Source organism: Bordetella genomosp. 6 (assembly GCF_002119705.1).
In the GTDB taxonomy this organism is placed as follows: domain Bacteria; phylum Pseudomonadota; class Gammaproteobacteria; order Burkholderiales; family Burkholderiaceae_B; genus Bordetella; species Bordetella bronchiseptica_F.
Genome location: NZ_CP021107.1, coordinates 725,984 through 749,018, shown reverse-complemented (window position 1 = coordinate 749,018; position 23,035 = coordinate 725,984). Strand labels below are relative to the sequence as shown.

The 23,035-nt window shown below is 68.9% G+C and carries 22 protein-coding genes and 1 tRNA gene; 12 read left to right on the top strand and 11 right to left on the bottom strand.

Annotation, left to right across the window (positions count from 1 at the left end):
* Positions 1-4: 4 nt before the first annotated feature.
* The 7 genes from CAL11_RS03565 to CAL11_RS03535 all read right to left on the bottom strand — a co-directional run bounded on the left by CAL11_RS03565 (position 5) and on the right by CAL11_RS03535 (position 7,002).
* Positions 5-184, bottom strand: coding sequence for a hypothetical protein (locus CAL11_RS03565; RefSeq protein ID WP_003814728.1), 180 nt, complete (start codon positions 182-184; stop codon positions 5-7).
* Positions 185-468: 284 nt separating this feature from the next.
* Positions 469-543, bottom strand: a tRNA-Val gene (locus tag CAL11_RS03560).
* A 71-nt stretch (positions 544-614) separates the two neighbouring features.
* Positions 615-1,349, bottom strand: coding sequence for a DNA polymerase III subunit epsilon (gene dnaQ, locus CAL11_RS03555; RefSeq protein ID WP_033464012.1), 735 nt, complete (start codon positions 1,347-1,349; stop codon positions 615-617).
* Between the two features lie 8 nt (positions 1,350-1,357).
* Positions 1,358-4,444, bottom strand: a complete 3,087-nt coding sequence (locus CAL11_RS03550) for an efflux RND transporter permease subunit (protein ID WP_086092175.1) — start codon at positions 4,442-4,444, stop codon at positions 1,358-1,360.
* 12 nt (positions 4,445-4,456) lie between these two features.
* On the bottom strand, positions 4,457-5,536 hold the full coding sequence (locus CAL11_RS03545) for an efflux RND transporter periplasmic adaptor subunit (protein WP_033464018.1): 1,080 nt from the start codon (positions 5,534-5,536) through the stop codon (positions 4,457-4,459).
* A 168-nt stretch (positions 5,537-5,704) separates the two neighbouring features.
* The gene (gene rnhA / locus CAL11_RS03540; RefSeq protein ID WP_086094506.1) at positions 5,705-6,172 is read right to left on the bottom strand and encodes a ribonuclease HI; all 468 of its coding nucleotides are present in this window, start codon (positions 6,170-6,172) and stop codon (positions 5,705-5,707) included.
* Between the two features lie 59 nt (positions 6,173-6,231).
* Positions 6,232-7,002 (bottom strand): class I SAM-dependent methyltransferase, encoded by a 771-nt coding sequence (locus CAL11_RS03535; protein WP_033454676.1) that lies wholly within the window; start codon positions 7,000-7,002, stop codon positions 6,232-6,234.
* Between the two features lie 20 nt (positions 7,003-7,022).
* Here CAL11_RS03535 and gloB point away from each other — a divergent pair, with 20 nt between their 5' ends.
* The 3 genes from gloB (at position 7,023) to fabI (ending at position 10,123) form a co-directional block, all read left to right on the top strand.
* On the top strand, positions 7,023-7,823 hold the full coding sequence (gene gloB, locus CAL11_RS03530) for a hydroxyacylglutathione hydrolase (protein ID WP_086092174.1): 801 nt from the start codon (positions 7,023-7,025) through the stop codon (positions 7,821-7,823).
* A 10-nt stretch (positions 7,824-7,833) separates the two neighbouring features.
* Complete coding sequence (locus CAL11_RS03525) at positions 7,834-9,243, top strand: transglycosylase SLT domain-containing protein (RefSeq protein ID WP_033454680.1); 1,410 nt, start codon at positions 7,834-7,836, stop codon at positions 9,241-9,243.
* A gap of 94 nt (positions 9,244-9,337) precedes the next feature.
* Positions 9,338-10,123, top strand: a complete 786-nt coding sequence (gene fabI / locus CAL11_RS03520) for an enoyl-ACP reductase FabI (protein WP_086092173.1) — start codon at positions 9,338-9,340, stop codon at positions 10,121-10,123.
* 92 nt (positions 10,124-10,215) lie between these two features.
* Here the strand turns inward: fabI and CAL11_RS03515 are convergent, their stop codons facing one another.
* A complete protein-coding gene (locus tag CAL11_RS03515) occupies positions 10,216-10,608 on the bottom strand; it encodes an OsmC family protein (protein WP_033464023.1) in 393 nt (130 codons plus the stop codon).
* A gap of 137 nt (positions 10,609-10,745) precedes the next feature.
* Between CAL11_RS03515 and CAL11_RS03510 the strand changes: the two genes are divergently transcribed.
* Complete coding sequence (locus CAL11_RS03510; RefSeq protein ID WP_086092172.1) at positions 10,746-11,423, top strand: tellurite resistance TerB family protein; 678 nt, start codon at positions 10,746-10,748, stop codon at positions 11,421-11,423.
* Positions 11,424-11,427: 4 nt separating this feature from the next.
* Here the strand turns inward: CAL11_RS03510 and CAL11_RS03505 are convergent, their stop codons facing one another.
* The 3 genes from CAL11_RS03505 to CAL11_RS03495 form a co-directional block, all read right to left on the bottom strand.
* Complete coding sequence (locus CAL11_RS03505) at positions 11,428-12,399, bottom strand: tripartite tricarboxylate transporter substrate binding protein (RefSeq protein WP_167382446.1); 972 nt, start codon at positions 12,397-12,399, stop codon at positions 11,428-11,430.
* Positions 12,400-12,491: 92 nt separating this feature from the next.
* Positions 12,492-13,397, bottom strand: coding sequence for a carboxylating nicotinate-nucleotide diphosphorylase (gene nadC, locus CAL11_RS03500; RefSeq protein ID WP_086092170.1), 906 nt, complete (start codon positions 13,395-13,397; stop codon positions 12,492-12,494).
* A gap of 102 nt (positions 13,398-13,499) precedes the next feature.
* Positions 13,500-14,468, bottom strand: coding sequence for an NUDIX hydrolase (locus tag CAL11_RS03495; protein ID WP_086092169.1), 969 nt, complete (start codon positions 14,466-14,468; stop codon positions 13,500-13,502).
* 242 nt (positions 14,469-14,710) lie between these two features.
* On the opposite strand from CAL11_RS03495, the gene CAL11_RS03490 reads away from it, so the two are divergent.
* The 8 genes from CAL11_RS03490 (at position 14,711) to CAL11_RS03455 (ending at position 23,030) form a co-directional block, all read left to right on the top strand.
* Positions 14,711-14,944, top strand: a complete 234-nt coding sequence (locus tag CAL11_RS03490; protein ID WP_033464037.1) for a hypothetical protein — start codon at positions 14,711-14,713, stop codon at positions 14,942-14,944.
* Between the two features lie 241 nt (positions 14,945-15,185).
* A complete protein-coding gene (locus CAL11_RS03485) occupies positions 15,186-16,547 on the top strand; it encodes an aromatic ring-hydroxylating dioxygenase subunit alpha (protein ID WP_086092168.1) in 1,362 nt (453 codons plus the stop codon).
* A 59-nt stretch (positions 16,548-16,606) separates the two neighbouring features.
* The gene (locus tag CAL11_RS03480; protein WP_003814756.1) at positions 16,607-17,245 is read left to right on the top strand and encodes a hypothetical protein; all 639 of its coding nucleotides are present in this window, start codon (positions 16,607-16,609) and stop codon (positions 17,243-17,245) included.
* On the top strand, positions 17,245-18,114 hold the full coding sequence (locus CAL11_RS03475) for a branched-chain amino acid ABC transporter permease (protein WP_080699816.1): 870 nt from the start codon (positions 17,245-17,247) through the stop codon (positions 18,112-18,114). The genes CAL11_RS03480 and CAL11_RS03475 overlap by 1 nt, the downstream gene beginning before the upstream one ends.
* Positions 18,111-19,073, top strand: a complete 963-nt coding sequence (locus CAL11_RS03470; protein WP_086092167.1) for a branched-chain amino acid ABC transporter permease — start codon at positions 18,111-18,113, stop codon at positions 19,071-19,073. The genes CAL11_RS03475 and CAL11_RS03470 overlap by 4 nt, the downstream gene beginning before the upstream one ends.
* Entirely contained in the window at positions 19,070-20,668 is a 1,599-nt protein-coding gene (locus tag CAL11_RS03465) for an ATP-binding cassette domain-containing protein (RefSeq protein WP_086092166.1), read from the top strand. Before CAL11_RS03470 ends, CAL11_RS03465 begins: the two co-directional genes overlap by 4 nt.
* Complete coding sequence (locus CAL11_RS03460) at positions 20,665-21,888, top strand: DUF1116 domain-containing protein (RefSeq protein WP_086092165.1); 1,224 nt, start codon at positions 20,665-20,667, stop codon at positions 21,886-21,888. Before CAL11_RS03465 ends, CAL11_RS03460 begins: the two co-directional genes overlap by 4 nt.
* The gene (locus tag CAL11_RS03455; RefSeq protein ID WP_086092164.1) at positions 21,885-23,030 is read left to right on the top strand and encodes an ABC transporter substrate-binding protein; all 1,146 of its coding nucleotides are present in this window, start codon (positions 21,885-21,887) and stop codon (positions 23,028-23,030) included. Before CAL11_RS03460 ends, CAL11_RS03455 begins: the two co-directional genes overlap by 4 nt.
* Positions 23,031-23,035 lie beyond the last annotated feature (5 nt).

Here is a 23,035-nt window from a genome sequence, read left to right as displayed (position 1 = left end):
CGCTTCAATAGTAGAACGAGTTGAAGGTGATATACGCCTTGTAGGCGATGGTCGCGAGCGCGGCGATCAGGCCGATGCCCAGCAGGCCCAGGCCAAGGTTGCGGTCGCGCAGGCCGAAGCCCACGATCATCAGGGCGACAGCCGCCGCGATGATGATCAGCATCGTGTTCGTATCCGGGTGCATGCTCTTGTTCCCCCTGGTTGACCTGGCCGCGTCCACGCCGGGCGCAGCCCGCTCGCGCCACCGGCGCCTCCCCAAACGGCAATTCCGCCCCATCTTAGCTGCCATGCCTGCCTTGCGGACTCTACCGCATGGCGCGGGCTTGCGCCAAATCAACGTCCATGGCCCGCCCTCGCCGCAGCCAGGCGGCATGGCGCGCAGCGCCCGCGCCCGCGCCCGAGTCAAAAAGGCAACCGGAAATGAAGAAGGGCCGGCGCTTTTGCAAGCGACCGGCCCTTCTGGGATGCTGGTGGGTGGTACAAGTTTCGAACTTGTGACCCCTGCCGTGTGAAGGCAGTGCTCTACCACTGAGCTAACCACCCCGAAAGAGGCGAAATTCTAGCACGAAAAAAACATTGCGTGCAAACCGCCCTTAAAGCGCCCGCCCACGGGCTCAGCCAGGCTGCCCCGGTTCGGCGGGCAGCGGCTCGATCGCGCGCCAGGCGCAGGCCCCGCCGACCGCCTTGTCCAGCGCCTGCAGATAGGCCGCGTGCTCGGCCAGTTCGGCTTCGCTGGCGGCCAGCACGGTCAGCACCGAGGCGTCGAACTTGCCCAGCACCAACGCGCCATTGGCGTTCGCGCCCTGGTCATCGACGTCGATCAGCAAGGCGTCCTGGCCGCGCGTCATCGCCAGCCAGACCTCGGCCAGCAGCTGGGAGTCGAGCAAGGCGCCGTGCAGGGTCCGGTGGGCGTTGGAGATGCCGTAGCGGTCGCACAGCGCGTCGAGCGAGTTGCGCTTGCCGGGGTGCAGGCTGCGCGCATGCAGCAGCGAATCGACGATGTTCTCGCAGTGGGTGTTCAGCGGATCGCGGCCGATGCGCTGCAGCTCGGCATTGAAGAACTTGACGTCGAACGCGGCGTTGTGGGCGATCAGCTCGGCGTCGGCGATAAAGGCCAGGAACTGCTCGGCCACTTCGGCGAAGCGCGGCTTGTCGGCCAGGAACTCGGTGGTCAGGCCGTGCACCGCCAGCGCCTCGGGATCGCTGTCGCGGTCGGGGTTCAGGTAGATATGCAGGTTGTTGCCCGTGACCATCCGGTTGACGATCTCGACGCAACCGATTTCGACGATGCGATGCCCCTGGGCCGGGTCCAGGCCGGTGGTTTCCGTATCGAAAATGATCTGGCGCATAAGCGGTGCTACTCCGAGGCGGGCGGCGCGACGGCCGGCCCGGTATGGCTGGCGCCGGTGCGCTGCCCTTGCGGGCGCGCCGCGGCGATCATCGAATACGCCACCGGCACCACGAACAAAGTCAGTAGTGTACCCAGCATCAGCCCGCCGACCAGCACCCAGCCGATCTGCTGGCGCGATTCGGCGCCCGCGCCCTGCGCCAGCGCCAGCGGCACGGTGCCCAGCACCATGGCGCCGGTCGTCATCAGGATGGGACGCAGGCGCAGCACGCTGGCCTCGACCACGGCCTCGTGCAGCGCCTTGCCCTGATCGCGCAGCTGGTTGGCGAATTCGACGATCAGGATGCCGTGCTTGGTGATCAGCCCCACCAGGGTGATCAGGCCGATCTGGCTGTAGATGGACAGCGTGCCGCCGGTCAGCCACAGCGCCAGCAACGCGCCGGTCATCGACAGCGGCACCGACAGCATGATGATGAAGGGGTTGCGCCAGCTTTCGAACTGGGCCGCCAGCACCAGGTAGATGAAGGCCAGCGCCATGGCGAACACCAGGTAGATGCTGCCCGACGAGTCGCGGAACTCGCGCGACTGGCCGTCGAGATCGGTGATAACGGTATTGGGCAGCACTTCGCGCGCCACCCGGTGCATGTGGTCCAGCACTTCGCCCAGCGCATAGCCCGGCGCCACCGCCGCGTCGACCTTGACCGCGCGCAGCCGGTTGAAGTGGTTGAGCGATTGCGGCGACACGCTTTCGCGCACCGACAGCAGGTTGTCCAGCTGCACCATGCTGCCATCGCGCGCCCGCACGTAAATGCCCGAAATGTCGGTGGGCGTGGCGCGGTCGCCCTGTACCACCTGCACGATCACGTCGTACTGCTCGCCCTGGTCCTTGTAGCGCGTGACCTGCCGTCCGCCCAGCATGGATTCCAGGGTGCGCCCGACCACCTCGACGCTGGCCCCCACGTCGGCCATCTTGTCGCGGTCGACGTGCACGCGCAGCTCGGGGGTGTTCAGGCGCAGGTCGGTATCGATGTTCTGCAGGCCGGGATAGTCGCGCAGCGCATTGGTGAACACGCCGACCAGCTTGGCCAGCTCGGGATACGAGGCCTGGCTCATGATGATGAATTCCACCGGCTTGGAACGGGCCGACTGCCCCAGCGAGGGCGGATTGGTCGGGAACGCCCGCACGCCCGGCAGCGATGCGAACTTGGGCTGCAGTTCCTGGGCGATCTGCTGCTGGCGCCGGGTGCGTTCCTCCCAGGGCGTCAGGCGCAGGATGGCGGTGCCGTCGGTGACCGTCGGAAAGCCCACCGTCACCTGGGCGGTGGCGGCTTCGGGGATGGCGGCGTAGAACTGTTCGATGCCCAGCATGCTGTCGAGCGTGTAGTTCAGCGTGGCGCCTTCGGGCGCGCTGACGATGCCGAACACGACGCCGCGGTCCTCGATCGGAGCCAGCTCGCTCTTGACCACGGAGAACAGCACCCCGCTGGCGGCCGCCACCACGGCGCCCACGCCCACCACTGTCCAGCGATGGCGCAAGGCCAGCTCCAGCATGCGCCGGTAACCGCGTCCCAGCGCTTCCAGCCAGCCCTCGATCAGGTTGTACCAGCGATTGTGGCTTTGCTGGTGCCGCAGCAGCACCGAGCACATCATGGGGGTAAGCGTCAGCGCCACGAAGCCCGACACCAGCACGGCGCCCGCCAGCGCCAGCGCGAATTCGATGAACAGCCGCCCGGTACGGCCGGTGGCGAACGCCAGCGGCGCGTACACCGTGACCAGGGTCAGGGTCATGGCCACCACCGCGAAGCCGATCTCGCGCGACCCCTGGAACGCCGCCTGCTTGCGCGGCATGCCTTCCTCGATGTGCCGGAAGATGTTCTCCAGCACCACGATGGCGTCGTCGACCACCAGCCCGATGGCCAGCACCATCGCGAGCAGGGTCAGGGTGTTGATCGAGAAGCCGAACAGGTACATCAGGGCGCAGGCGCCCACCAGCGATACCGGGATGGTGACGATGGGGATGATGCTGGCGCGCAGGTTGCGCAGGAAGAAGAAGATCACCAGCACCACCAGGATGATGGCTTCGCCGATCGTCTTGAACACCGAGTCGATCGAGCGCTCGATGAACACCGACGAGTCATAGGCGATGTTCAGCTTCATTCCGGCCGGCAGGCTCTGGTTGAGCTGCACGATCTCGGCGCGCACCGCCTTGGAGAGCTCCAGCGGGTTGGCGGTGGACTGGCGCGTCAGGCCGATGTTGATGGCCGAGCGTCCGTTGTAGCGCGACAGCACGCGGTCGTTGGCCGCGCCGATCTCCACCTTGGCCACGTCGCGCAGGCGCACCGGATAGCCCTTGACGTTGGCCACCACCACATCCTCGAACTGGGCCGGCGTCTGCAGGTCTGTCGACGACACCACCGAGAATTCGCGCGCGCGCGACTCGATGCGCCCGGCCGGGATCTCCACGTTCTGGCTGCGCAGCGCCGCCTCCACGTCCTGCACCGTCAGCCCGTAGGCCGCCAGCTTGTCGCGGTCCACGTAGATGCGCATCGACGGCAGGCGCTCGCCGAATACGCGCACTTCGGCCGCGCCCGGCAGCACCGACAGGCGGGTCTTGATGTAGCGGTTGATGTAGTCGGATGTCTGGATGGCCGAGTACGAGCCGGATTCGACCGCGATATAGATGATCGGCTGGGAGTCGGCCTCGACCTTGCCGATGATGGGCTCGTCGATTTCGTCGGGCAGGAAGCGGCGCGCCCGCGACACCTTGTCGCGCACTTCGGCCGCGGCGGCGTCCGGATCGCGCGAAAGGCTGAACTTGATGTTGATCAGGCTGCGCTCGGAGCGGCTGCGCGAGGTCATCACGTCCACGCCCTCGATGCCCGCCAGCTGGTCTTCCAGGGGCTTGGTGACCTGCGATTCGATCACCTCGGGCGAGGCGCCCTTGTAGGTGGTGTCGACCGAGACGATGGGCTCGTCGATCTTGGGGTATTCGCGCACGCTCAGGCGCGTATACGAAATAAGGCCGATCAGGACGATGATCAGCGAGAGCACCGACGCGAAGACCGGCCGGCGGATGCAGATTTCCGAGAGCACCATGGCGCGGCCCGCCTACGAACCGCTGGCGATGACGGTGACCGGCGCGCCGTCGGTCAGCCGCTGCAGGCCGGCCACCACCACCTCGTCGCCGGCGCCCACGCCGGTCAGCAGCTCGACCCGGCCTTCGCGCCGCTCGCCCACCGTCACTTCGACGCGCTGCGCCACGCCATCGCGCACGCGGAACACATACTGTGTCTGGCCCGACGGCGACAACGCCGCCTCGGGCACCGCCAGCGCCTTTTCCTGGCCGAACAGCAGCTGCACGCGCGCGAACATGCCCGGGCGCAGCACGCTGTCCGGGTTGGCCACGGTGGCGCGCAGCAGGATCGAGCGGCCACCCGCGTCAACCAGCGGGCTGACGGCATACACCACGCCCTGGCGCTGCTCGCCGGGCAGGGCATCGAGCCGCACGCTCAGCGCCTGGCCCACGCGCACCTTGCTAAAATACATCTCGGGCACGCGGAAATCGACCTTGAGCGGATCGATCGCCTCCAGCGGCGCGAGGTCCTGCCCCTGGTTGACGTAGTCGCCCACGGACACGTCGCGCAGCCCCACGATCCCGGCAAACGGCGCGCGTATCGTCATCTTGTCCAGCCGGGCCTGGGCCAGCGCGGCCGCGGCCTGCTGCACCTTCAGCGAGCTGGCCGCCTCGTCGCGGGCCTGCTGGCTGACAAAGCCGCGGCCCTGCAGGTCCTGGGCGCGCCGGAACTGGCTTTGCGCCAGCGCCAGGTTGGCGCGCGCCTGGTCCAGCTCGGCGCGCGGCACCGAGTCGTCCAGCCGCACCAGGGTCTGCCCGGCCCGCACCGCCTCGCCTTCCTTGAAATCGATATGCTGGATGCGGCCCGCCACTTCGGGGCGCAGCACCACCGACTCGTCCGAGCGCAGGCTGCCCACGGCCGCGATCCCGCGCGCGAACGGCGTCTCCACCACCTTGGCGGTTTCGACCCGGACCGCCGCCGGCGCCACGCCGGGCTGGGCCAGCGGGGTCACCGGCGCGCCGGAATTGGAGAGCCAGCGCGGCACATAGAGGCCCAGGGCGGCCCCGGCAGCCAGCCCGGCGGCGACTGCGGCAATCAATGCGGCTTTCTTCATGCGAAAACGTGGCAAGGCCGCACCGACGCGGTGATGCGGCAGCAAATTGGGAAGTGTGGCACTGTAGCACCCGCATTTACATCTTGGCACAGCACTGCCCTGCAGTTTCGCGGAATTCGGGCCCGCCGTGCCATGCAATGCCGCCCGTTTAGGGATATCCCTGGTGTATCAGCGCCCGCGCGCGGCCTCCACCCCCAGGTTGGCCAGGGCATCGGCGCGCTCGTTGCCCGGATCGCCGGCGTGCCCGCGCACCCAGCGCCACTGCACCTGGTGCCGGCCGACCTGCTCGTCCAGGGCCTGCCACAGCTCGACATTCTTGACCGGCTTCTTGTCGGCCGTGAGCCAGCCACGCCGTTTCCAGTTGGCCAGCCATTCCGTCATGCCTTTCATGACATATTGGGAATCGGTGTGGATGGTGACGCGGCACGGCCGTTTCAGCGCCCGCAGGCCCTCGATGACTGCCATCAGCTCCATGCGGTTGTTGGTGGTCTGGCGTTCGCCGCCGTGCATGGTCTTCTCGTGCTGGCCGGCGCGCATCAGCACGCCCCATCCGCCCGGGCCGGGATTGCCCTTGCACGCGCCGTCGGTCCACATTTCCACCTGCTGGCCGTCGCCGCTACCTTCTAGATTCTGCATAGTGTCCGTATCGGGGCGCGCCGGATCGGCCGGCGCGCCGGAATGAAAGTACGGCATTATCACCGGCCCGGATCGTCGGCCTGGCGATTGACCGCCACCGAGGCGGCCTGGGCCCGCTTGCGGCGCGTCTTCCAGGCCGGGCCGATCAGGCGCATGGCCGCGACCTTCTTGGTGGCGGTCACCACGTACACGGCGCCCCCCAGGCTCCACCAGCGCTGGCCGTAGCGCTCCATGAAGCGCCAGCGGCGCAGCCACTTGTCGGTGCGGCAGGCGGGCGCGTAGCAGCCGAACCGCCCGCGCTCGACCTCGAACGACAACAGCTTGAACCAGTCCTTCAGGCGCGGCAGCGCGACCTGCGCCGACAGGGGCAGCGGCAGCCAGGCTTCCATGCCGGGCATGAGGTTGCGCGCCCCCCACAGGCTCCAGGGGTTGAAGCCGGAAATCACCACTCGCCCCTCGGGCACCAGCACGCGCTCGACCTCGCGCAGCACCAGATGGGGCGCCTCGGCGTACTCGAAGGCATGCGGCAACACCAGCAGATCCACGCTCTGCGACTCGAACGGCAGCGCCTCGGGCGCGGCCGCCACACAGGCCTGCCAGCCTTGCGCCAGCTCGGGCGGCGGCACGCCGGCCCCCACCCAGGCCTTGAACGGCATGCGGTTGGCGCGCAGCAGGTTGGGCTCGGCCAGCCCCACCTGCCAAGCGTAATATCCGAAGATGTCCGCTACCGCCTCGTCGAACTGGGCCTGCTCCCAGGCCAGGACGTACTGCCCCGGCGGCGTCTGGAACCATTCGGCCAGTTCTACAATCGGCGGAGTTTCTTCTGCCACGCTGTCGATCCCTTTCCAATATGCATACCGCGCCCCCCCCATCCGCCGTCGTGCCCTTGCCGGCCTTTTCCGACAACTATATCTGGGCGCTGGCCCATGAGGGCCAGGCCGCCGTGGTCGATCCCGGCGACGCCGCGCCGGTGCTGCGCTGGCTGCGCGCAACCGGCGCCACGCTGCGCGCCATTCTACTCACGCATCATCACCCCGACCACGTCGGCGGCGTGCTGGAATTGGTGCAGGCCACGGGCGCGACGGTGTACGGCCCGGCCGGCGAAACCCTGCCGCACTGCGACGTGCGGCTGGCCGAGGGCGACCGCGTGGCGCTGCCCGAACTGGCGCTGGCGCTGGAGGTACTGGACGTGCCCGGCCACACCGCCGGCCATATCGCCTACACCGGCCGCGCGGCCGGTGTCGAGCGCGTGCTTTTCTGTGGCGACACCCTGTTTGCCGGCGGCTGTGGCCGGCTGTTCGAGGGAACTCCGGCGCAAATGCTTGATTCATTGGAGAAATTATCTGCCTTACCGGCGGATACACAGGTTTGCTGCGCGCACGAGTACACTCTAGCGAACTTGCGCTGGGCGCTGGCGGTCGAACCCGCCAACCGCACCCTGCAACAGTGGTACCAGCGGGCCCAGGAGCTGCGCAACGAAGGAACGCCCACCTTGCCGTCGACGATCGGCCAGGAGCGCGAGACCAATCCCTTCCTGCGCACACCGCATGCCGCTGTTGCTCACGCTGCTGCTGTCTGGTCCGGACGTTCCCTGGCAACGCCCGTGGAAGTCTTTGCGGCTTTGCGCCAATGGAAGAACAATTTCAAGTGATCCACCGCCCATGAGATTTCTCCGCCTCCTGCTACCCCTGTTCCTCGCCGTACTTGCCGGCTGCGCCGGCACCGCAAAACAGAACCAGGCCGCCGGTCCCTCCAGCAACCGCTACATCGCCCAAGACACCTCCCGCACCGTCGATCTCACCAGCCCGCCCAGCGACGCCTGGGACCGCATCCGCCGCGGCTTCGCCATCCCCAACCTGAACACCGACCTGGCCCAGGAGTGGACCGACTACTACGCGTCGCATCCCGAGTCGGTGCAGCGCATGGCCGAGCGGGCCGGCAAGTACCTGTATTTCATCGTCGACGAAATCAACCGCCGCGGCCTGCCCACCGAGCTGGCGCTGCTGCCCTTCGTCGAAAGCGCCTATAACCCCACCGCCCTGTCGCGCTCGCAAGCCTCGGGCCTGTGGCAGTTCATTCCCACCACCGGCCAGCACTTCAACCTCAAGCAGGACTGGTGGCGCGACGAGCGCCGCGACCCGATCGCCTCGACCTACGCCGCGCTCGACTACCTGGAGAAGCTGTTCGAGATGCAGGGCGACTGGTACCTGGCGCTGGCCTCGTACAACTGGGGCGAGGGTTCGGTGCAGCGCGCCATGGCCAAGAACGAGGCGGCCGGCCTGGGCACCGACTACCTGTCGCTGAACATGCCCGACGAGACCCGCAACTACGTGCCCAAGCTGCAGGCCATCAAGAACATCATCGCCAACCCGCGCAAGTTCGCGGTGGTCCTGCCGCCGGTCGAGAACACCCCGTATTTCGTCGCGGTGCAGAAGAACCGCGACATCGACATCGAGCTGGCGGCCAAGCTGGCCGAAATGCCGCTGGACGAATTCAAGGCCCTCAACCCCGCGTTCAACCGTCCCCTGATCCGCGGCGAGCATGCCCCCACGCTGCTGCTGCCGGCCGACCGGGCCGACCGCTTCAACGCCAACCTGCAGAACTACAAGGGCGACCTCAGTTCCTGGAAGGTCTACCATACGCGCCGCGGCGAAAGCTACGCCGCCATCGCCAAGCGCTTCGGCATCAGCGAGGCCAAGCTGCGCGCCAGCAACGACATCGGCTCCAAACGCAAGGTGGCCGCCGGCCAGGCGCTGCTGATCCCGGGCGTGCCCAGCGGAGACGGCGCAGCCAATATCCAGCTGGCGTCGCTGTCGCCGCCGGTGGGCGCGCTGGACAACGTGGGCGAACCGCGCACCGCCCCCGCGCCGCGCGGCAAGGCGCCGGCGCGCGCGGCCAATGCGCGCCCCAACGTGCGCACCCACAAGGTCAGCTCGGGCGACACCCTGTTCGGCCTGGCGCGCAAGTACGGCACCTCGGTCGATGCGCTGCGCGCCCTGAACAACCTCAAGAGCAACAACCTGAAGCTGGGCTCGCAATTGCGCATCCCGGGCACCGGCACGCGCGGCTGACAAGGCGCGCCGGCCCCGCGCCGGCGCCTGTCCGCCAAGCCGCTAAAATTCCTACAATAGCGGCCTTTCCGCAAGGCAATCAAAGGACATCAACATGGGCTTTCTCGCCGGCAAGCGCATCCTCATGACCGGGGTGCTTTCCAACCGATCCATCGCCTACGGCATCGCGCGCGCCTGCCGCGACCAGGGCGCCGACCTGGCGTTCACCTACGTGGGCGAGCGCTTCAAGGAGCGCATCACCGAATTCGCCGCCTCGTTCGGCAGCGACATCGTGCTGCCCTGCGACGTGGCCGAAGACAGCCAGATCGACGCCGCCTTCGCCGAACTGGGCAAGCGCTGGGACGGCCTGGACGGCCTGGTGCACGCCATCGGCTTCGCGCCGCGCGAAGCGATCGCCGGCGACTTCCTCGACGGCCTGTCGCGCGAGAACTTCCGTATCGCGCACGATATCTCGGCCTACAGCTTCCCCGCCATGGCCAAGGCGGCGCTGCCGCTGATGGAAGGCCGCAAGGGTTCGGTCCTGACCCTGAGCTACCTGGGCTCCGAGCGCGTGGTCGCCAACTACAACACCATGGGCCTGGCCAAGGCCTCGCTGGAAGCCAGCGTGCGCTACCTGGCCACCGCCCTCGGCCCGCGCGGCATCCGCGCCAACGCCATCTCGGCCGGCCCCATCAAGACGCTGGCCGCCAGCGGCATCAAGGACTTCGCGTCGATCCTGAAGTTCGTCGAGGCCAACGCCCCGCTGCGCCGCAACGTCACCATCGAAGACGTCGGCAACGTCGCCGCCTTCATGCTGTCCGACCTCGCCGCCGGCATCACCGGCGAAATCACCCACGTCGACGCCGGCTTCTCGACCGTCGTGCCGGGCATGGAAAACTGATCCCTCCGGTGCCTGTCCCCGCAGGGGGACTGGCACCGGCCAACTCTGACCTCCGCTGCCTGTCCCCGCTGCGGCAAGGGTGCCTGTCCCCCCTACTCCACCACGATCGTCGACACCTGGATGTCGGTGGCGGTCATGAGTTTGTGCAGGGGGCACTTGTCGGCCACCTTGAGCAGTTCGTCGATCTGCGCGTCGTCCAGGTCGCCGTGCAGCTTCAGCTTGGCGGTCAGGCGATAGACGCCCTTGCGCTCTTCGCTGGCGTCGCGCACCACATCCACGTCCACCGCTTGCAGCGGCAGCCCCTTGCGCTGGGCGTACACCATCAACGTCAACGCCTTGCAGCCGCCCAGCGCGGTGTCGAAATAGTCGTGCGGGTCCGGCCCCTCGCCTTGCGGCTGCGGCATGGCCAGCGGCAATTCGTGGCCTTCGGCGGTGGCCGTGTACTGCAACCCGCCGGGGGTATTGGCGCGCACTTGGATCGTCATGGGATGTCTCCGTTCGGGCGCCGCCCCGCTGGCCGCGCGTCCAGGTTTTGTACCATGGACGCCAGCTGACAACGGGCTGAACTATTTGCCGGACCGCCAGTCAGACGGTAATTCCACGCAAGACACAGGAGTCCGCATTGAGCGCCCGTCAATTACTCGATCAATTGTTGCAGTCCGGCCAGAGCCTGATGCAAGGCGCCGGCGCGCAGGCGCAACAGGCCACCCAGGGCAAGGGTTCGTTCCTGGCCGGGCTGGGCGGCGGCGCGCTGGGCGCGGGCGCCCTGGGCCTGCTGCTGGGCAGCAAGAAGGCCCGCAAGATCGGCGGCAAGGTCGCCATGTACGGCGGCATGGCGGCGCTGGGCGCGCTGGCCTATCGCGCCTACGACCAGTACCAGCGCAACCAGGCCGGCGGCGCCGCCGCGCCGGCGCCGCAAACCCTGGACCGACTGCCGCCCGCCCAGGCCGAGCAGCACAGCAACGCCGTGCTGGTGGCCATGATAGGCGCGGCCAAGGCCGACGGCCACATCGGCCCCGAAGAGCGCCAACTGCTCGAAACCGAACTGGCCAAGCTGTCCGGCGACGCCGGCGACCGCGCCTGGCTGGAGGCCGAACTGGCCCGCCCGCTGGACCCGGCCGTCATCGCCCAGCAGGCCCGGACCCCGGAAATGGGGGCCGAAATGTACCTGGCCAGCCTGCTGGTGGCCGACGAGCAGAGCTTCATGGAGCGCGCCTACCTGGACGAGCTGGCGCGCCAGCTCAAGCTGCCCGCCGAGCTCAAGCAACAGCTCGAGGCGCAGGTGCCGGCCGCGGCCTGAGCCTTCAGTCGGCGCGCAGCCCCATGCGCGCCGTCAGGGCGGCGAAGCGCGCGATGTCGGCCTGCACCAGCGCCTCGAAGCGTTCCGGACCTTCGCTGACCGGGTTGAAGCCCAGCGATTCGAGCTCCTGGCGCATGGCGGGTTCGGCCACGATGGCCGACAACGCTTCGTACAGGCGCCGGACTACCTCCGGCGGCGTACCGGCCGGCGCCAGCAGGCCATGCCACTGGTCCAGCTCATAGCCGGGCGCGCCCTGCTCGGCCACCGTGGGCACGTCCGGCAGCAGCGGCGAGCGCTGCGGCGAAGTCACCGCCAGCGCGCGCAATTTGCCCGCCCGGATGAACGGCGCCGCGCTGGACGCGGTAACGATGCCCAGCGGCACCTGGCGCGACAGCACGTCGGTCAGCGCCGGGCCGCAGCCCCGATACGGCACATGCTGCAGCCAGGCGCCGCTGGCCTGGCGCAGCATTTCGCCGGCCAGATGCTGCGGCGTGCCGTTGCCGCACGAAGCGAACGCCAGCGTGCGGGTCTGCGCGTCCGCCTGGCGCAGCCGCTGCGGCAGGCCGGCGTCGCCGGCCGGCTCGGCGGTCACGATCACGGAAGGCACATACGCGACGTTGATCACCGCCGTGAAGTCACGCGTCGGCGAGAAATCCAGGTTGCGGAACACGCCCGGGTTGACCGCGAACGAGCTGTTGACCATCAGCAGCGTGTAGCCGTCCGGCCGCGCCTCGGCCACGGCGCGCGCGCCGATATTGCCGCTGGCGCCGGGGCGGTTTTCCACCACCACCGGCTGGCCCAGCCGCTGCTGCATGGCGGCGCCCAGCTTGCGGGCCAGCAGGTCGGTGCCGCCGCCGGGCGGAAAGGTCACGACAATGGTGATGGCGTGGTCGGGATAGGAGGCCGGCGCTTGCGCGGCGGCCGCGCCGGCGCCAAGCAGGCAGCCGGCCAACAGGATCGAGACTCGTGATTTCATGGTCGTCATGGGTGCAACGGGTCGCAACGCCCCGCATGGCGGGGCGCCGTGGTTGAGAAAACGGAAAGGGAAAGGGCCGCGGCCCTGGGGGGCTAGCTGTCCAGGCCGATATCCAGCACCCGGGCGCTATGGGTCAGCCAGCCGATCGCCATCAGGTCCACCCCGGTGGCGGCCACCGCCGGCGCGGTCTCGGGCGTGATGCGGCCCGATGCCTCGGTGACCGCGCGCCCGTCGACCAGCGCCACCGCTTCGCGCAGGGTGTCCAGGTCCATGTTGTCCAGCAGGACCACGTCCACGCCCAGCCGTAGCGCGGCGCGCAGTTGCTCCAGCGTGTCGACCTCGACCTCGATCTTGACCATGTGGCCGATGGCCGCCCGCGCGCGCTGCACGGCGGCGTCGATGCCGCCGGCGATCGCCACGTGGTTGTCCTTGATCAGCACCGCGTCGTCCAGGCCGTAGCGGTGGTTGCTGCCGCCGCCCACGCGCACGGCGTACTTCTGCACCGCGCGCAGGCCCGGCATGGTCTTGCGGGTGCAGGTCACCTTGGTATGACCGGCGCCGATGGCCGCCACGATGGACGCGGTGGCCGAGGCCACGCCGCTGAGGTGGCAGAGAAAATTCAGGGCCGTGCGCTCGGCCGTCAGCATGCCGCGCGCCGGACCGCGGATCAGCGCGATCTCGGCGCCGGGCCGCAGTTCGGCGCCGTCGGGCAGCAAGGCGTGGAATTCGATTTCCGGATCGACCAGGCGAAACGCCAGGCGCGCCAGGTCCAGCCCCGCCAGCACCCCGGCCTGCCGGGCCACCAGGCGGGTCTGCGCGCGCGCCTGCGCCGGCACGATGGCGTCGGTCGTGATGTCGCCGGCGCGCCCCAGGTCCTCCAGCAGCGCCGCGCGCACCAGCGGCTCGAGCATGACCAGCGGCAAGGGAGCGGGCGCCGTGCGTAGCGTCGGCGCGGCGTCGGTGGCGAGAGGGGCAGCCTGCCCGATATTTATGCTCATAATGAGTATTTAAGGGTCAAAAAAATGGCCACAGGGGCTGTGTTCAATTATGCTATTCCTGAGCATAAAGCGCTGTCAAGTGTTTTCCGCCGCGCCCGTCGCCTAGAACTGCCGCGCCAGCGGCAGTTTGCTGCCGGCGATGGCGCGCTCGAGCAGCACGTCGCGGCGGAAGCGGAACAGCTTGGCCGGGCGCCCCGCCGCGCCGCTGGCCATGTCGCCGGTTTCCTCGACCAATTCCTGCTGTTCGACCAGGCGGCGGAAGTTCTGCTTGTGCAGGCCGCGGCCGGCCAGGGCCTCGACGGCCATCTGCAGTTGCAGCAGCGTGAATTCGGGCGGCATCAGCTCGAACACCACCGGCCGGTACTTGATCTTGGCGCGCAGCCGCGCAATGCCGGTGGCGAGGATGCGGCGATGGTCGTGCCGCATCGACTGCCCCGCCACCGGGTGGCCCGAGGCGTCCGGGTGGCGCGACTCGGGCACCAGCCCGGCCTCGAACAGCAGTTCGTAGCGTTGCAGGACCATGTCCTCGTTCCAGCCCGCCCCATCCAGCCCGAAGGTCAGCGCGACGCGCTGGCGGCGCTGCGCCCGGGCCGCGGCGCCGGCGCCCGCCTTGGCCCAGGCCAGCAGGCGGGGCGCGATCTCGTCGGCGACGATGGCCGGCGGACCGGCGCGCCAGTCTTCCCACGGGAAATAGCGATACCAGTGCTGCCAACCCACCTGCGCCACGCCGGTGGCCCCGGCCTCGCGCGTCAGGCCCAGGTAGCTGACCGAAATGACGCGCGCCCCGGCCTCGTTGGAACGATCGCTGTCGGCAAAGGTGTAGAGCTGTTCGACATAGCCCAGCGGGTGATGCGTCTGCGCCTCCACCCAGGCGCGCAGGCCGGCCTGCAGCGAGCGGTGCGCCAGCTCGAACGGGCCGGCCGGCAGGGCGCGGGCGTCCTCGGTGGTGAGCACGCGCGGCTCTCCTTGCGTCACCGCCACCAGGACGGCTACCAATTCGGCGGAAACGGATCTGTCGAGTGCGTCGGTCAAGGCGATGGGAATGGGATACGGGAGGCATAGCGCCGCCACGGCGCGGGCGGCGGGCGACCGGAAGCGTCGCGCCCCGATTATAGGGGGCACAAGCTGCAACAGCCGCTTGCAAAACGCTTGGGTACCGACAGGCGCGCCGGCCTAACATGGGATGTATGCAGAACCGGCTCGGCTCCTCGCGACGCCTGTCCCCGCAGGAGCCGGATGCCTGTCCTCGCGGGGACAGGCACCCGATACAGCCGACATGACTCGATGACGCACCTGTTTCTGGAGCAGCCATCATGACCAAGACCGCACGCGATTCCCAACCCGCAGACCCGCACGCGCAATCCTGGCCACACCGCCCGGTGAACGCGCGCAAGGGCACGGACGTCATGCCCATGCCCGAGGAAGCCCCCCAGGTGGCCGGCATGCCCCGGCGCGGCCGGGCCATTGCCGAGCCCGGCGATCCCGGCGTCATCACGCCCGAAGACGACGTGCTCGACACCTCGCACCTGGGCAACCCGCAACGCTGACGCGAATTCGCATGCCCGATGCGGCGCCGCAGCGCGGCGCCGTCGTGCGCGCGCGCCGGCCAGCGGCCATCCCCGGGGCACCGCGACGGTGCTGCTGCGCACCAATATCCGGCGCGCCATCCCCCTTTTCGTGCTGCTTTAAAAAAACGGATCTGGTTGGTTCGTTTTAATTATTTTCGCGCGCCGCGCTTTTTTCCTAGAGTGCATTCCATGTTCCTGCAACCTTCCTATGGCGCGAAACATGGAAAAGAAAATCGTACTCGTCAAACCGTACTCCGCATACGAACGGGACAAGACGCCGGCCGAGAACGCCGACCTGACCCGTGTCGAAAAAGGCTCGCCGATGGGCGAGTACCTGCGGCGCTTCTGGCAGCCCGTGGCGCTATCCGAGGAACTGGGCGAACTGCCCAAGGCGGTGCGCATGTTCGGCGAGGACCTGGTGCTGTTTCGCGCGCGCAACGGCAAGCCCGGCCTGCTCGAAAAGCACTGCAGCCACCGCGGCACATCGCTGGAGTTCGGCATCTGCGAGGAAAACGGCCTGCGCTGCTGCTACCACGGCTGGCTGTTCGGCGTGGACGGGCAGATCCTTGAAACCCCGGGCGACCCGCCCGACTCGCAACTGCGCTTCAACGTCTGCCACGGCGCGTATCCGCTGCACGAGTACCGGGGCATCATCTTCGGCTATTTCGGTCCGCCGGCGGACCGGCCCGAGTTTCCGGTCTACGACACCTACGACATCCCTGGCGATCGCCTGGTGCCCTACTGCATTACGTACCCGTGCAACTGGCTGCAGGTCCACGAGAACGTGATGGACCCGGCGCATGCCGTGTTCCTGCACACGCGCATCAGCTTCACGCAATTCGCCGAGGCCTGGGGCGAGCTGCCCGAGATGGATTTCGTGCCCACGCCCACCGGCATGATCTATGTCACCTCGCGGCGCTGGGAAGACAAGGTGTGGGTGCGCTCCAACGACATCGTGCTGCCCAACCTGGCGCAGGTCGGCCACATCTGGGAAGACGGGCTGACGCCCAAGGAATTCGCCCGCGTGGCGATCACGCGCTGGACCACGCCGATCGACGACCACACCTGCCGCATCATAGGCTGGCGCCACATGCACCCGGACGCCGATCCGCGCGGCCTGGCCGACGAAAGCCTGTGCGGCGTGGAGACGGTGGATTTCTTCGGCCAGAACGGCGAACGGCCCTATGCCGACCGCCAGCGCATGCCGGGCGATTACGACGCGCAGATTTCGCAGCGCCCGATCGCCGTGCACGCAATGGAGAACCTCACCCGCTGCGACCGCGGCGTGGCCATGCTGCGGCAGCTGCTGCGGCGCGAATCGCGCAAGATCGCCAACGGCGAGGCGCCCGCCGTCTCTCCGCTGCGGACCAACGGCGCCACGCCCACCTATGCCCACGACACGGTGGTCAGCATCCCGCCCGCCGACGTCGACGACGCGGCCTGCGTGCGCGAGATCGGCAAGGCCATCACCGCCATCGTCGTCAAGGGCGAACACCACGAACAGGCCGATCGCCCCGAACAGGTGCGCGAACGCATCCGCGCCTACGCCGCCGAACAGGCCAGCACCGCAACCTCCGAATGAGGGCAGGCCTGCGCGGCAGGCCCTCGCATCCCTTCGTCACCCACTACAGGACACCCAAGATGAGCTCACCCGTACATCCCGGCAAAGTGGCATGGACCGGCGACAACCCCGGCATCTACCTGAAGGAGCAGGACGACGGTCCATGGACCGGCCTGGCGACGTATTTCCACATCAACTATTCGCCCTACGGCATGGGCCGCGGCGTGCTGCTGCTGGAGCAGCCCGACATCGCCGCGACCCTGCCGCAGGCGTGCAATGTCTGCATCACCGACAACGAGCCCCTGGCGCGCTACCTGATGAAGGAGTTCTTCGCGCGCTTCAATTCGTTCCGCGTCTCGGCCGGCACCGAGGCGATCAGCTACCTGCCGCTGACCGAGGCGCGCTCGGCCGGCGATACGCGCTCGCGCTACCAGGAGATCCTGCGCTCGCGCGACATCGAAGTGGTGCTGACCTGGGACGGACTGACCGAGCCCTACGCGGTGGACATGCCGCCCGAGAAAGGGCCGACCGGCCGCCATGAGATGTACAGCCTGTTCATCGACGCGACCGACGCCAGCATCACCCTCAACGGCAAGCCGCTGCGCGGCCGCGTCACCACGCGCAACTTCGACGGCGGCAAGAAGAGCTCCGCATTCCTGGCGTTCTCGGAATCGTGGATGGAGACGCCGTCCGACGGCACCGACAAAAGGACCACATGATGACCGAGTTCCTGCAGTACCTCGTCTCGGGCCTGGTGGTGGGCTGTATCTACGGCCTGGTCGCCATCGGCTTTACCGCCGTCTACAACGTGACCAACATCGTCAATTTCGCGCAGGGCGAGGCCTCGATGCTGGGCGCGCTGGCGACCGCCTCGATGCTGGCGGCCGGCGTTCCCCTGCCGCTGGCCGTGGTCGCCTGCGTGCTGCTGGTCGGCGCGCTGGGGGTGGTGCTGGAGCGCTTCGCGCTGCGCCCGGTGGGCAGCCACGCGATCCGCGGCATCATCATCACCATAGGCATCAGCGTGGTACTGCAGGGACTCGCCGTGGTGACCTGGGGCACCGACGCCCAGTCGCTGCCCGCCTTCTCCGGCTCGACGCCGATCAGCGTGTACGGCGTGTCGATGCAGCCCCAGGCGTTCTGGGTGCTGGGCACCAGCGTGGTGCTGATGGCGGTGCTGTACGTCTTTCTCACCCGCACGTACCTGGGCCGCAGTTTCCGCGCCTGTGCGATGAATCCGCAGGCCGCGGCGCTGATGGGCATTCCCTCGTCGGTGATGCGCGGCCTGGGTTTCTTCCTGTCGGGCGCGGTCGGCGCCATCGCCGGCATCATCATCGCGCCCATCGCGCTGATGCAGTACGACAGCGGCGCGGCGCTGGGCATCAAGGGCTTCGTCGCCTGCATCATGGGCGGCTTCGGCAACCCGGTGGGCGCGGCCGCCGGCGGCCTGCTGCTGGGGCTGCTGGAAACCTTCTCGGCCGGCTACATCAGTTCGGGGTTCAAGAACGCCATCGCGTTCGTCCTGCTGCTGGCCTTCCTGCTGGTGCGCCCCGGCGGACTGTTCGGCGAATTCGACAAGGTGAAGCGATGAAGAAACTTCCACTGCTGCTCACGCTGGCCCTGCTGGCCGCGGTCTACGCCACCGGCAACGCCTATCTGATCAACCTGTTCGTCGTCTGCGCGATCTATGCGCTGCCGGCCATCGGCCTGTCGCTGCTGGTCGGGCATTGCGGACAGATCTCGCTGGGACACGCCGCCTTCGTGGGCATAGGCGCCTACGCCGCCGCCATCGCCTCGCAGCGCTGGGACATGGACCCATGGCTGGCCGTGCTGTTCGCCGCGGCGCTGGCCTGCGCGGCCGCCTGGGCGGTGGGCAAGCTGGTGTTCCGGCTGCGCGGCCACCACCTGGCCATGGCGACGCTGGCGCTGGGCATGATCGTCCACACCGTGCTGGTCGAATGGCATGACGTCACCGGCGGCCCCGACGGCATCAGCGTAGCGGGCGTGCTCAAGGTGGGCAGCCTGGAGCTTGCCTCGGACCCGGCCTTTTTCGTGTTGGGCTGGCTGGCCGTCATCGTCGCGCTGATCCTGGCCGACAACCTGATCCGCTCGCCCTTCGGGCTGGCCCTGCGCGTGGTCGGCGAAAGCGAGCTGGTGGCCGGCTCCATCGGCATCGCGCCGGCGCGCGTCAAGCAGCTAATCATGATGGCCAGCGGCGCGCTGGCCGGACTGTCGGGCGGCCTCTACACATTCTGGATGGGCTACATCAGTCCGGACCCGTTCAACGTGGCGTTCTCGATCAAGCTGCTGCTGATCGTGGCCCTGAGTGGCTTCACGGGCACCTGGCGCACGCTGATCGGCGTGTTCTTCGTGGTGCTGGTCAGCGAGGGCATGAAATCGTTCGGCCACCTGGACGTCATCCTGTACGGCCTGCTGCTGATCCTGACCATGCTGTTCCCGGTGCAAAGACTGGGCGACCCGCTGCGCCACCTGCTCGCCCGCCGGGCCAACCGCGCCAAGGCGCCCGTCATCAAGGCCAATGTCCTATGAATAGCTCCGCAATCATGCTGGACGTCCAGCGCGTGGGAATCCGGTTCGGCGGGCTGCAGGCCCTGGACGATGTGTCGTTCCAGGTCCGCCGCGGCGAAATCCTCGCCCTGATCGGCCCCAACGGCGCCGGCAAGTCGACCTTGCTGAACATCGTCTCGGGCGCGCTCGCGCCCGGCCAGGGCAAGGTCTGTTTCGAGAACGAGGACGTGACCGGCCTGCCCGCCCATGAAGTGAACCTGCGCGGCCTGGCGCGCACCTTCCAGGCCGCCGAGATCCTGACCGCGTTGACGGTGCGCGAGAACGTCATGGCCGCCGGCGTGCGCCGCAGCGGCAGCGGTTTCCTGGCCGGGCTGGCCGGCCTGGGCTGGAAGACGGGCACGGCGCAGACGCTGTCCGACCAGGCCATGACGCACCTGAAGACGGTGGGCATGGCGGCGCTGGCCGATACCTCGGCCGCCCAGCTGACGGCCGGCCAGCAACGCCTGCTGGCCGCCGCGCGCGCCCTGGCCTCGGGCGCCCGGCTGCTGTATCTGGACGAACCCGGCGCGGGCCTGAACAGCGTCGAGAAAGACATGCTGGCCGGCGCGATCGAGCAGATCCGCGCCAACGGCGCCACGGTCGTTTTCGTCGAACATGATCTCGCCTTCGTGGGCCGGCTGGCCGACCGCATCGTGGTCCTGAACCACGGCCGCATCCTGGCTCAGGGCGAGGCCGCGGCGGTGCGCGCCGATCCCGCCGTCATCGCCGCCTACCTGGGCAATACCGAGATCCGCCCGGGCCTGCGTCCCGAGGCCGCCAATGCCCAGGCCGCCTCGGTGCTGGAGATCGACCGGCTGTCGGTGCGCTATGGCGCCCTGCAGGCGCTGTCCGACGTATCGCTGCAGGTGCGCCAGGGCGAGATCGTGTCGCTGATTGGCGCCAACGGCGCCGGCAAGTCGACCCTGCTCAAGGCGGTCGCCGGGCTGCTGCGCCCGCAAGCGGGCCGGATCGCCTTCAACGGCACCGACCTGGCCGGCGTGCCGGCCGAAGCCCGCACCGGCGCAGGCATCGCGCTGGCCCCCGAGGGGCGCTCGCTGTTTCCCAGCCTCACGGTGCGCGAGAACCTGATGATGGGCCACTACGCCTGCGTGCGGCGCGGCGGCGTCATGCAGTTGCTGGCCCCGCGGCGCGAGACCGTGGCGGCGATGAACCAGGTCATGGAGGAAATCACCGCGCTGTTCCCGCGCCTGGCCGAACGCATGCACCAGCAGGCCGGCACGCTGTCCGGCGGCGAGGGTCAGATGCTGGCGATCGGCCGCGCGCTCATGAGCCGCCCGAAGCTGCTGATGCTGGACGAGCCGTCGTTCGGCCTGGCGCCGCAGATCGCGCGCGAAATCCTCGAATCGCTGCCGCGCCTGACCGAGCGCGGCCTGACGGTGCTGCTGATCGAACAGAACGCGCGCGCCGCGCTGCAGGTGTCCGACCGCGGCTATGTGCTGGTCAACGGCCGGCTGGTGGCGCAGGACACCAGCGCCAGCCTGCTGGCGCGCAGTGACATCGGCGAAGCCTTCCTGGGCTGGGAAGGCGCCGACACCCCGACCCGGAGACAGGCATGAATTCCCTCGACACCCTCGATCCGCGCGACGCGGCCGCCTGGCGCGCCGTGACGGCGGTGCGCCCCGTGCTGGCGGGGCTGCTGCCGGCGTGCGAGGCTTTCGCGTACCCGGCGCGCACGTTGCTGCACGCCGGCCCGCCCCTTCCCGGCGACGGCGAGATACCGTGGCCGATGCTCAACTCCATCGTCAACGCGGCGCTGTACGAAGGCTGGGCCGTCGACCGCGCCGACGCGCTGTACGGCGTGCGCACCGGCGCCATCCGACTGGCGCCGGCGCAGGACCACCGCTGCGTCGTGCCGCTGGCGGCCATCCTGTCGCCCAGCCAGCACGTCCAGGTGGTGCGCGACGCGGCCGGCCGCGCCGGGCCGTGCCATGCCGCCCTCAACGGCGGCAACCAGTGGCCGATCCGGCTGGGCCGTCCGGAGGCGGAAGTGGCCGAACACCTGCGCTGGCTCAACGGGCCCTTCGCCGAACAGTTGCGTGCCGGCTGCGAGGCCGGCATCGACCTGATCGAGCTGGCCGACCAGGCCCTGGCCGCGGGCGACGACTGCCATGGGCGCACCCTGGCCGGCACGCAGGCGCTGGCGGCACGGCTGCGCGCGCTCGGCCATGCGCCCGAGGACTCGGCGGTGGCCGTCTACCTGGCGCAAGCGCCGGGCTTTTTCCTCAATCTGTGGATGGCCGCCTCCAAATGCATGCTGTCGGCGGCCGAAGGCATGGCCGGCAGCAGCCTGGTGACCGCGATGGGCGGCAACGGGCGCGAAGCCGGCATCCAGCTGGCCGCGCTGCCGGGACGCTGGTTCAGCCGACGCTGCGGCGCGCCGCGCGGCGCGCTGGAACCCGGCCTGTCCGGCGCGGAACCGCTGCCGGCCATCGGCGACAGCGCCGTCGTCGAGGCCCTGGGCCTGGGCGCCATGGCGATGGCGCATTCGCCGGCGCAGCAGCAGGCCCTGGGCGCCTACATGCCCGAGCCGGCCGCCGCGCTGGGCGCCGCCCTGCTCGGCCCGGCCCATCCCGCCTTCGAACGCAGCCATCCCCGCATGGGGCTGGCCGCGCGCGCCGTTGCCGCCACCGGCAAGGCGCCGGTGGTGGCGCTGGGCATGCTCGACAGCCTGGGCACGGCCGGGCGCATCGGCGGCGGCATCTGGACGGCCGACCCCGGCCTGTTCGTCCACGCACTCGAATTCATGGCGCAGCACCAACAAGGGGAATCACAATGAAACTGTGGAAAATCATGGCGATCGCGGCGCTGGCCGCCGGCCCGGCGCACATCGCGCTGGGCCAGGACATCAGGATCGGCGCGCTGCTCGAAACCTCGGGCGCCATCGCCTCGCTGGGGCAGCCCACGCTGGAAGGGGCCCAGCTGGCCATCGACCAGGCCAATGCCGCGGGCGGCATACAGGGCCGCAAGATCGTGCTGGTCAACGTCAACAGCGAAAGCGACAACACCAAGACCGTCTCGGGCGCGCGCCGGCTGCTATCGCAGGAGAAGGTGTCCGCCGTCATCGGCCCGGTCAGCTCGGGCTCCAACTTCGCCGTGGCCGACGTGATCGAGCGCGCCAAGGTGCCGATGATCGCCAACGGCGCCAGCCGCGGCATCGTGCTGCCGCCCGAAAAGCGGCGCTATACCTTCATAGCGCCGCTGACCGACGAGATCGTGCAGACGGTGATGCTGCGCGACATGCAGGCGCGCCGCATCACCAAGGTGGCGATGCTGCACTCGGACGTCGCGTTCGGCACCAACGGCCGCGATACGCTCAACCGCCTGGCCGCCCGGTACGGCGTGCAGGTGGTGGCCACCGAGACCTTCGGCCACGCGGACACCGACATGACGCCGCAGCTGACCAAGCTGCGCGGCAGCCCCGCCCAGGCCATCGTGATCTGGGCCACCGGCCCCGGGCTGGCCATCGCCACCCGCAACCATCGCGCGCTGGCCATCGATACGCCGCTGTACCTTACCCACGCCGCCAACGACTTCAACTACCTGCGGCTGGCCGGCGAGGCCGCCAACGACATCCTGCTGCCGTCGTCCAAGCTGTACGTCGCCGGCTCGTTGCCGTCCGATGACGCGCAGAAGGCCGGCCTGCAATCGTTCGTGGCCGCCTATACCAAGAAGTACGGCAAGCCGCCGGCCACCTTCTCGGGCAACGGCTACGACTCGGCCAACCTGCTGCTGCAGGCCATGCGCACGGCCGGCAGCGACCCGGCGGCGCTGCGTGCGCAATTGGAGAAAGGCGAGCGCTACGTGGGCGTGACCGCCATCTACGCCTACGGCCCCGAAGATCACTTCGGCGCCAAGGCGGAAAGCGTGCGCATGCTCACGGTCAGGAAGGGCGCGTTCGAGCTGGCCGCGGCGCCCTGAGCGCC

Bases quoted from the DNA above. Each gene is read 5' to 3' on its own strand.
- gloB (WP_086092174.1), top strand. From the start codon at position 7,023: ATGCATACCGCGCCCCCCCCATCCGCCGTCGTGCCCTTGCCGGCCTTT.
- CAL11_RS03490 (WP_033464037.1), top strand. From the start codon at position 14,711: ATGACCAAGACCGCACGCGATTCCCAACCCGCAGACCCGCACGCGCAA.
- dnaQ (WP_033464012.1), bottom strand. From the start codon at position 1,349: ATGCGCCAGATCATTTTCGATACGGAAACCACCGGCCTGGACCCGGCC.
- CAL11_RS03525 (WP_033454680.1), top strand. From the start codon at position 7,834: ATGAGATTTCTCCGCCTCCTGCTACCCCTGTTCCTCGCCGTACTTGCC.
- nadC (WP_086092170.1), bottom strand. From the start codon at position 13,397: ATGAGCATAAATATCGGGCAGGCTGCCCCTCTCGCCACCGACGCCGCG.
- CAL11_RS03485 (WP_086092168.1), top strand. From the start codon at position 15,186: ATGGAAAAGAAAATCGTACTCGTCAAACCGTACTCCGCATACGAACGG.
- CAL11_RS03565 (WP_003814728.1), bottom strand. From the start codon at position 184: ATGCACCCGGATACGAACACGATGCTGATCATCATCGCGGCGGCTGTC.
- CAL11_RS03550 (WP_086092175.1), bottom strand. From the start codon at position 4,444: ATGGTGCTCTCGGAAATCTGCATCCGCCGGCCGGTCTTCGCGTCGGTG.
- rnhA (WP_086094506.1), bottom strand. From the start codon at position 6,172: ATGCAGAATCTAGAAGGTAGCGGCGACGGCCAGCAGGTGGAAATGTGG.
- CAL11_RS03505 (WP_167382446.1), bottom strand. From the start codon at position 12,399: ATGAAATCACGAGTCTCGATCCTGTTGGCCGGCTGCCTGCTTGGCGCC.
- CAL11_RS03480 (WP_003814756.1), top strand. From the start codon at position 16,607: ATGAGCTCACCCGTACATCCCGGCAAAGTGGCATGGACCGGCGACAAC.
- CAL11_RS03470 (WP_086092167.1), top strand. From the start codon at position 18,111: ATGAAGAAACTTCCACTGCTGCTCACGCTGGCCCTGCTGGCCGCGGTC.
- CAL11_RS03545 (WP_033464018.1), bottom strand. From the start codon at position 5,536: ATGAAGAAAGCCGCATTGATTGCCGCAGTCGCCGCCGGGCTGGCTGCC.
- CAL11_RS03455 (WP_086092164.1), top strand. From the start codon at position 21,885: ATGAAACTGTGGAAAATCATGGCGATCGCGGCGCTGGCCGCCGGCCCG.
- CAL11_RS03465 (WP_086092166.1), top strand. From the start codon at position 19,070: ATGAATAGCTCCGCAATCATGCTGGACGTCCAGCGCGTGGGAATCCGG.
- CAL11_RS03475 (WP_080699816.1), top strand. From the start codon at position 17,245: ATGACCGAGTTCCTGCAGTACCTCGTCTCGGGCCTGGTGGTGGGCTGT.
- CAL11_RS03515 (WP_033464023.1), bottom strand. From the start codon at position 10,608: ATGACGATCCAAGTGCGCGCCAATACCCCCGGCGGGTTGCAGTACACG.
- CAL11_RS03460 (WP_086092165.1), top strand. From the start codon at position 20,665: ATGAATTCCCTCGACACCCTCGATCCGCGCGACGCGGCCGCCTGGCGC.
- fabI (WP_086092173.1), top strand. From the start codon at position 9,338: ATGGGCTTTCTCGCCGGCAAGCGCATCCTCATGACCGGGGTGCTTTCC.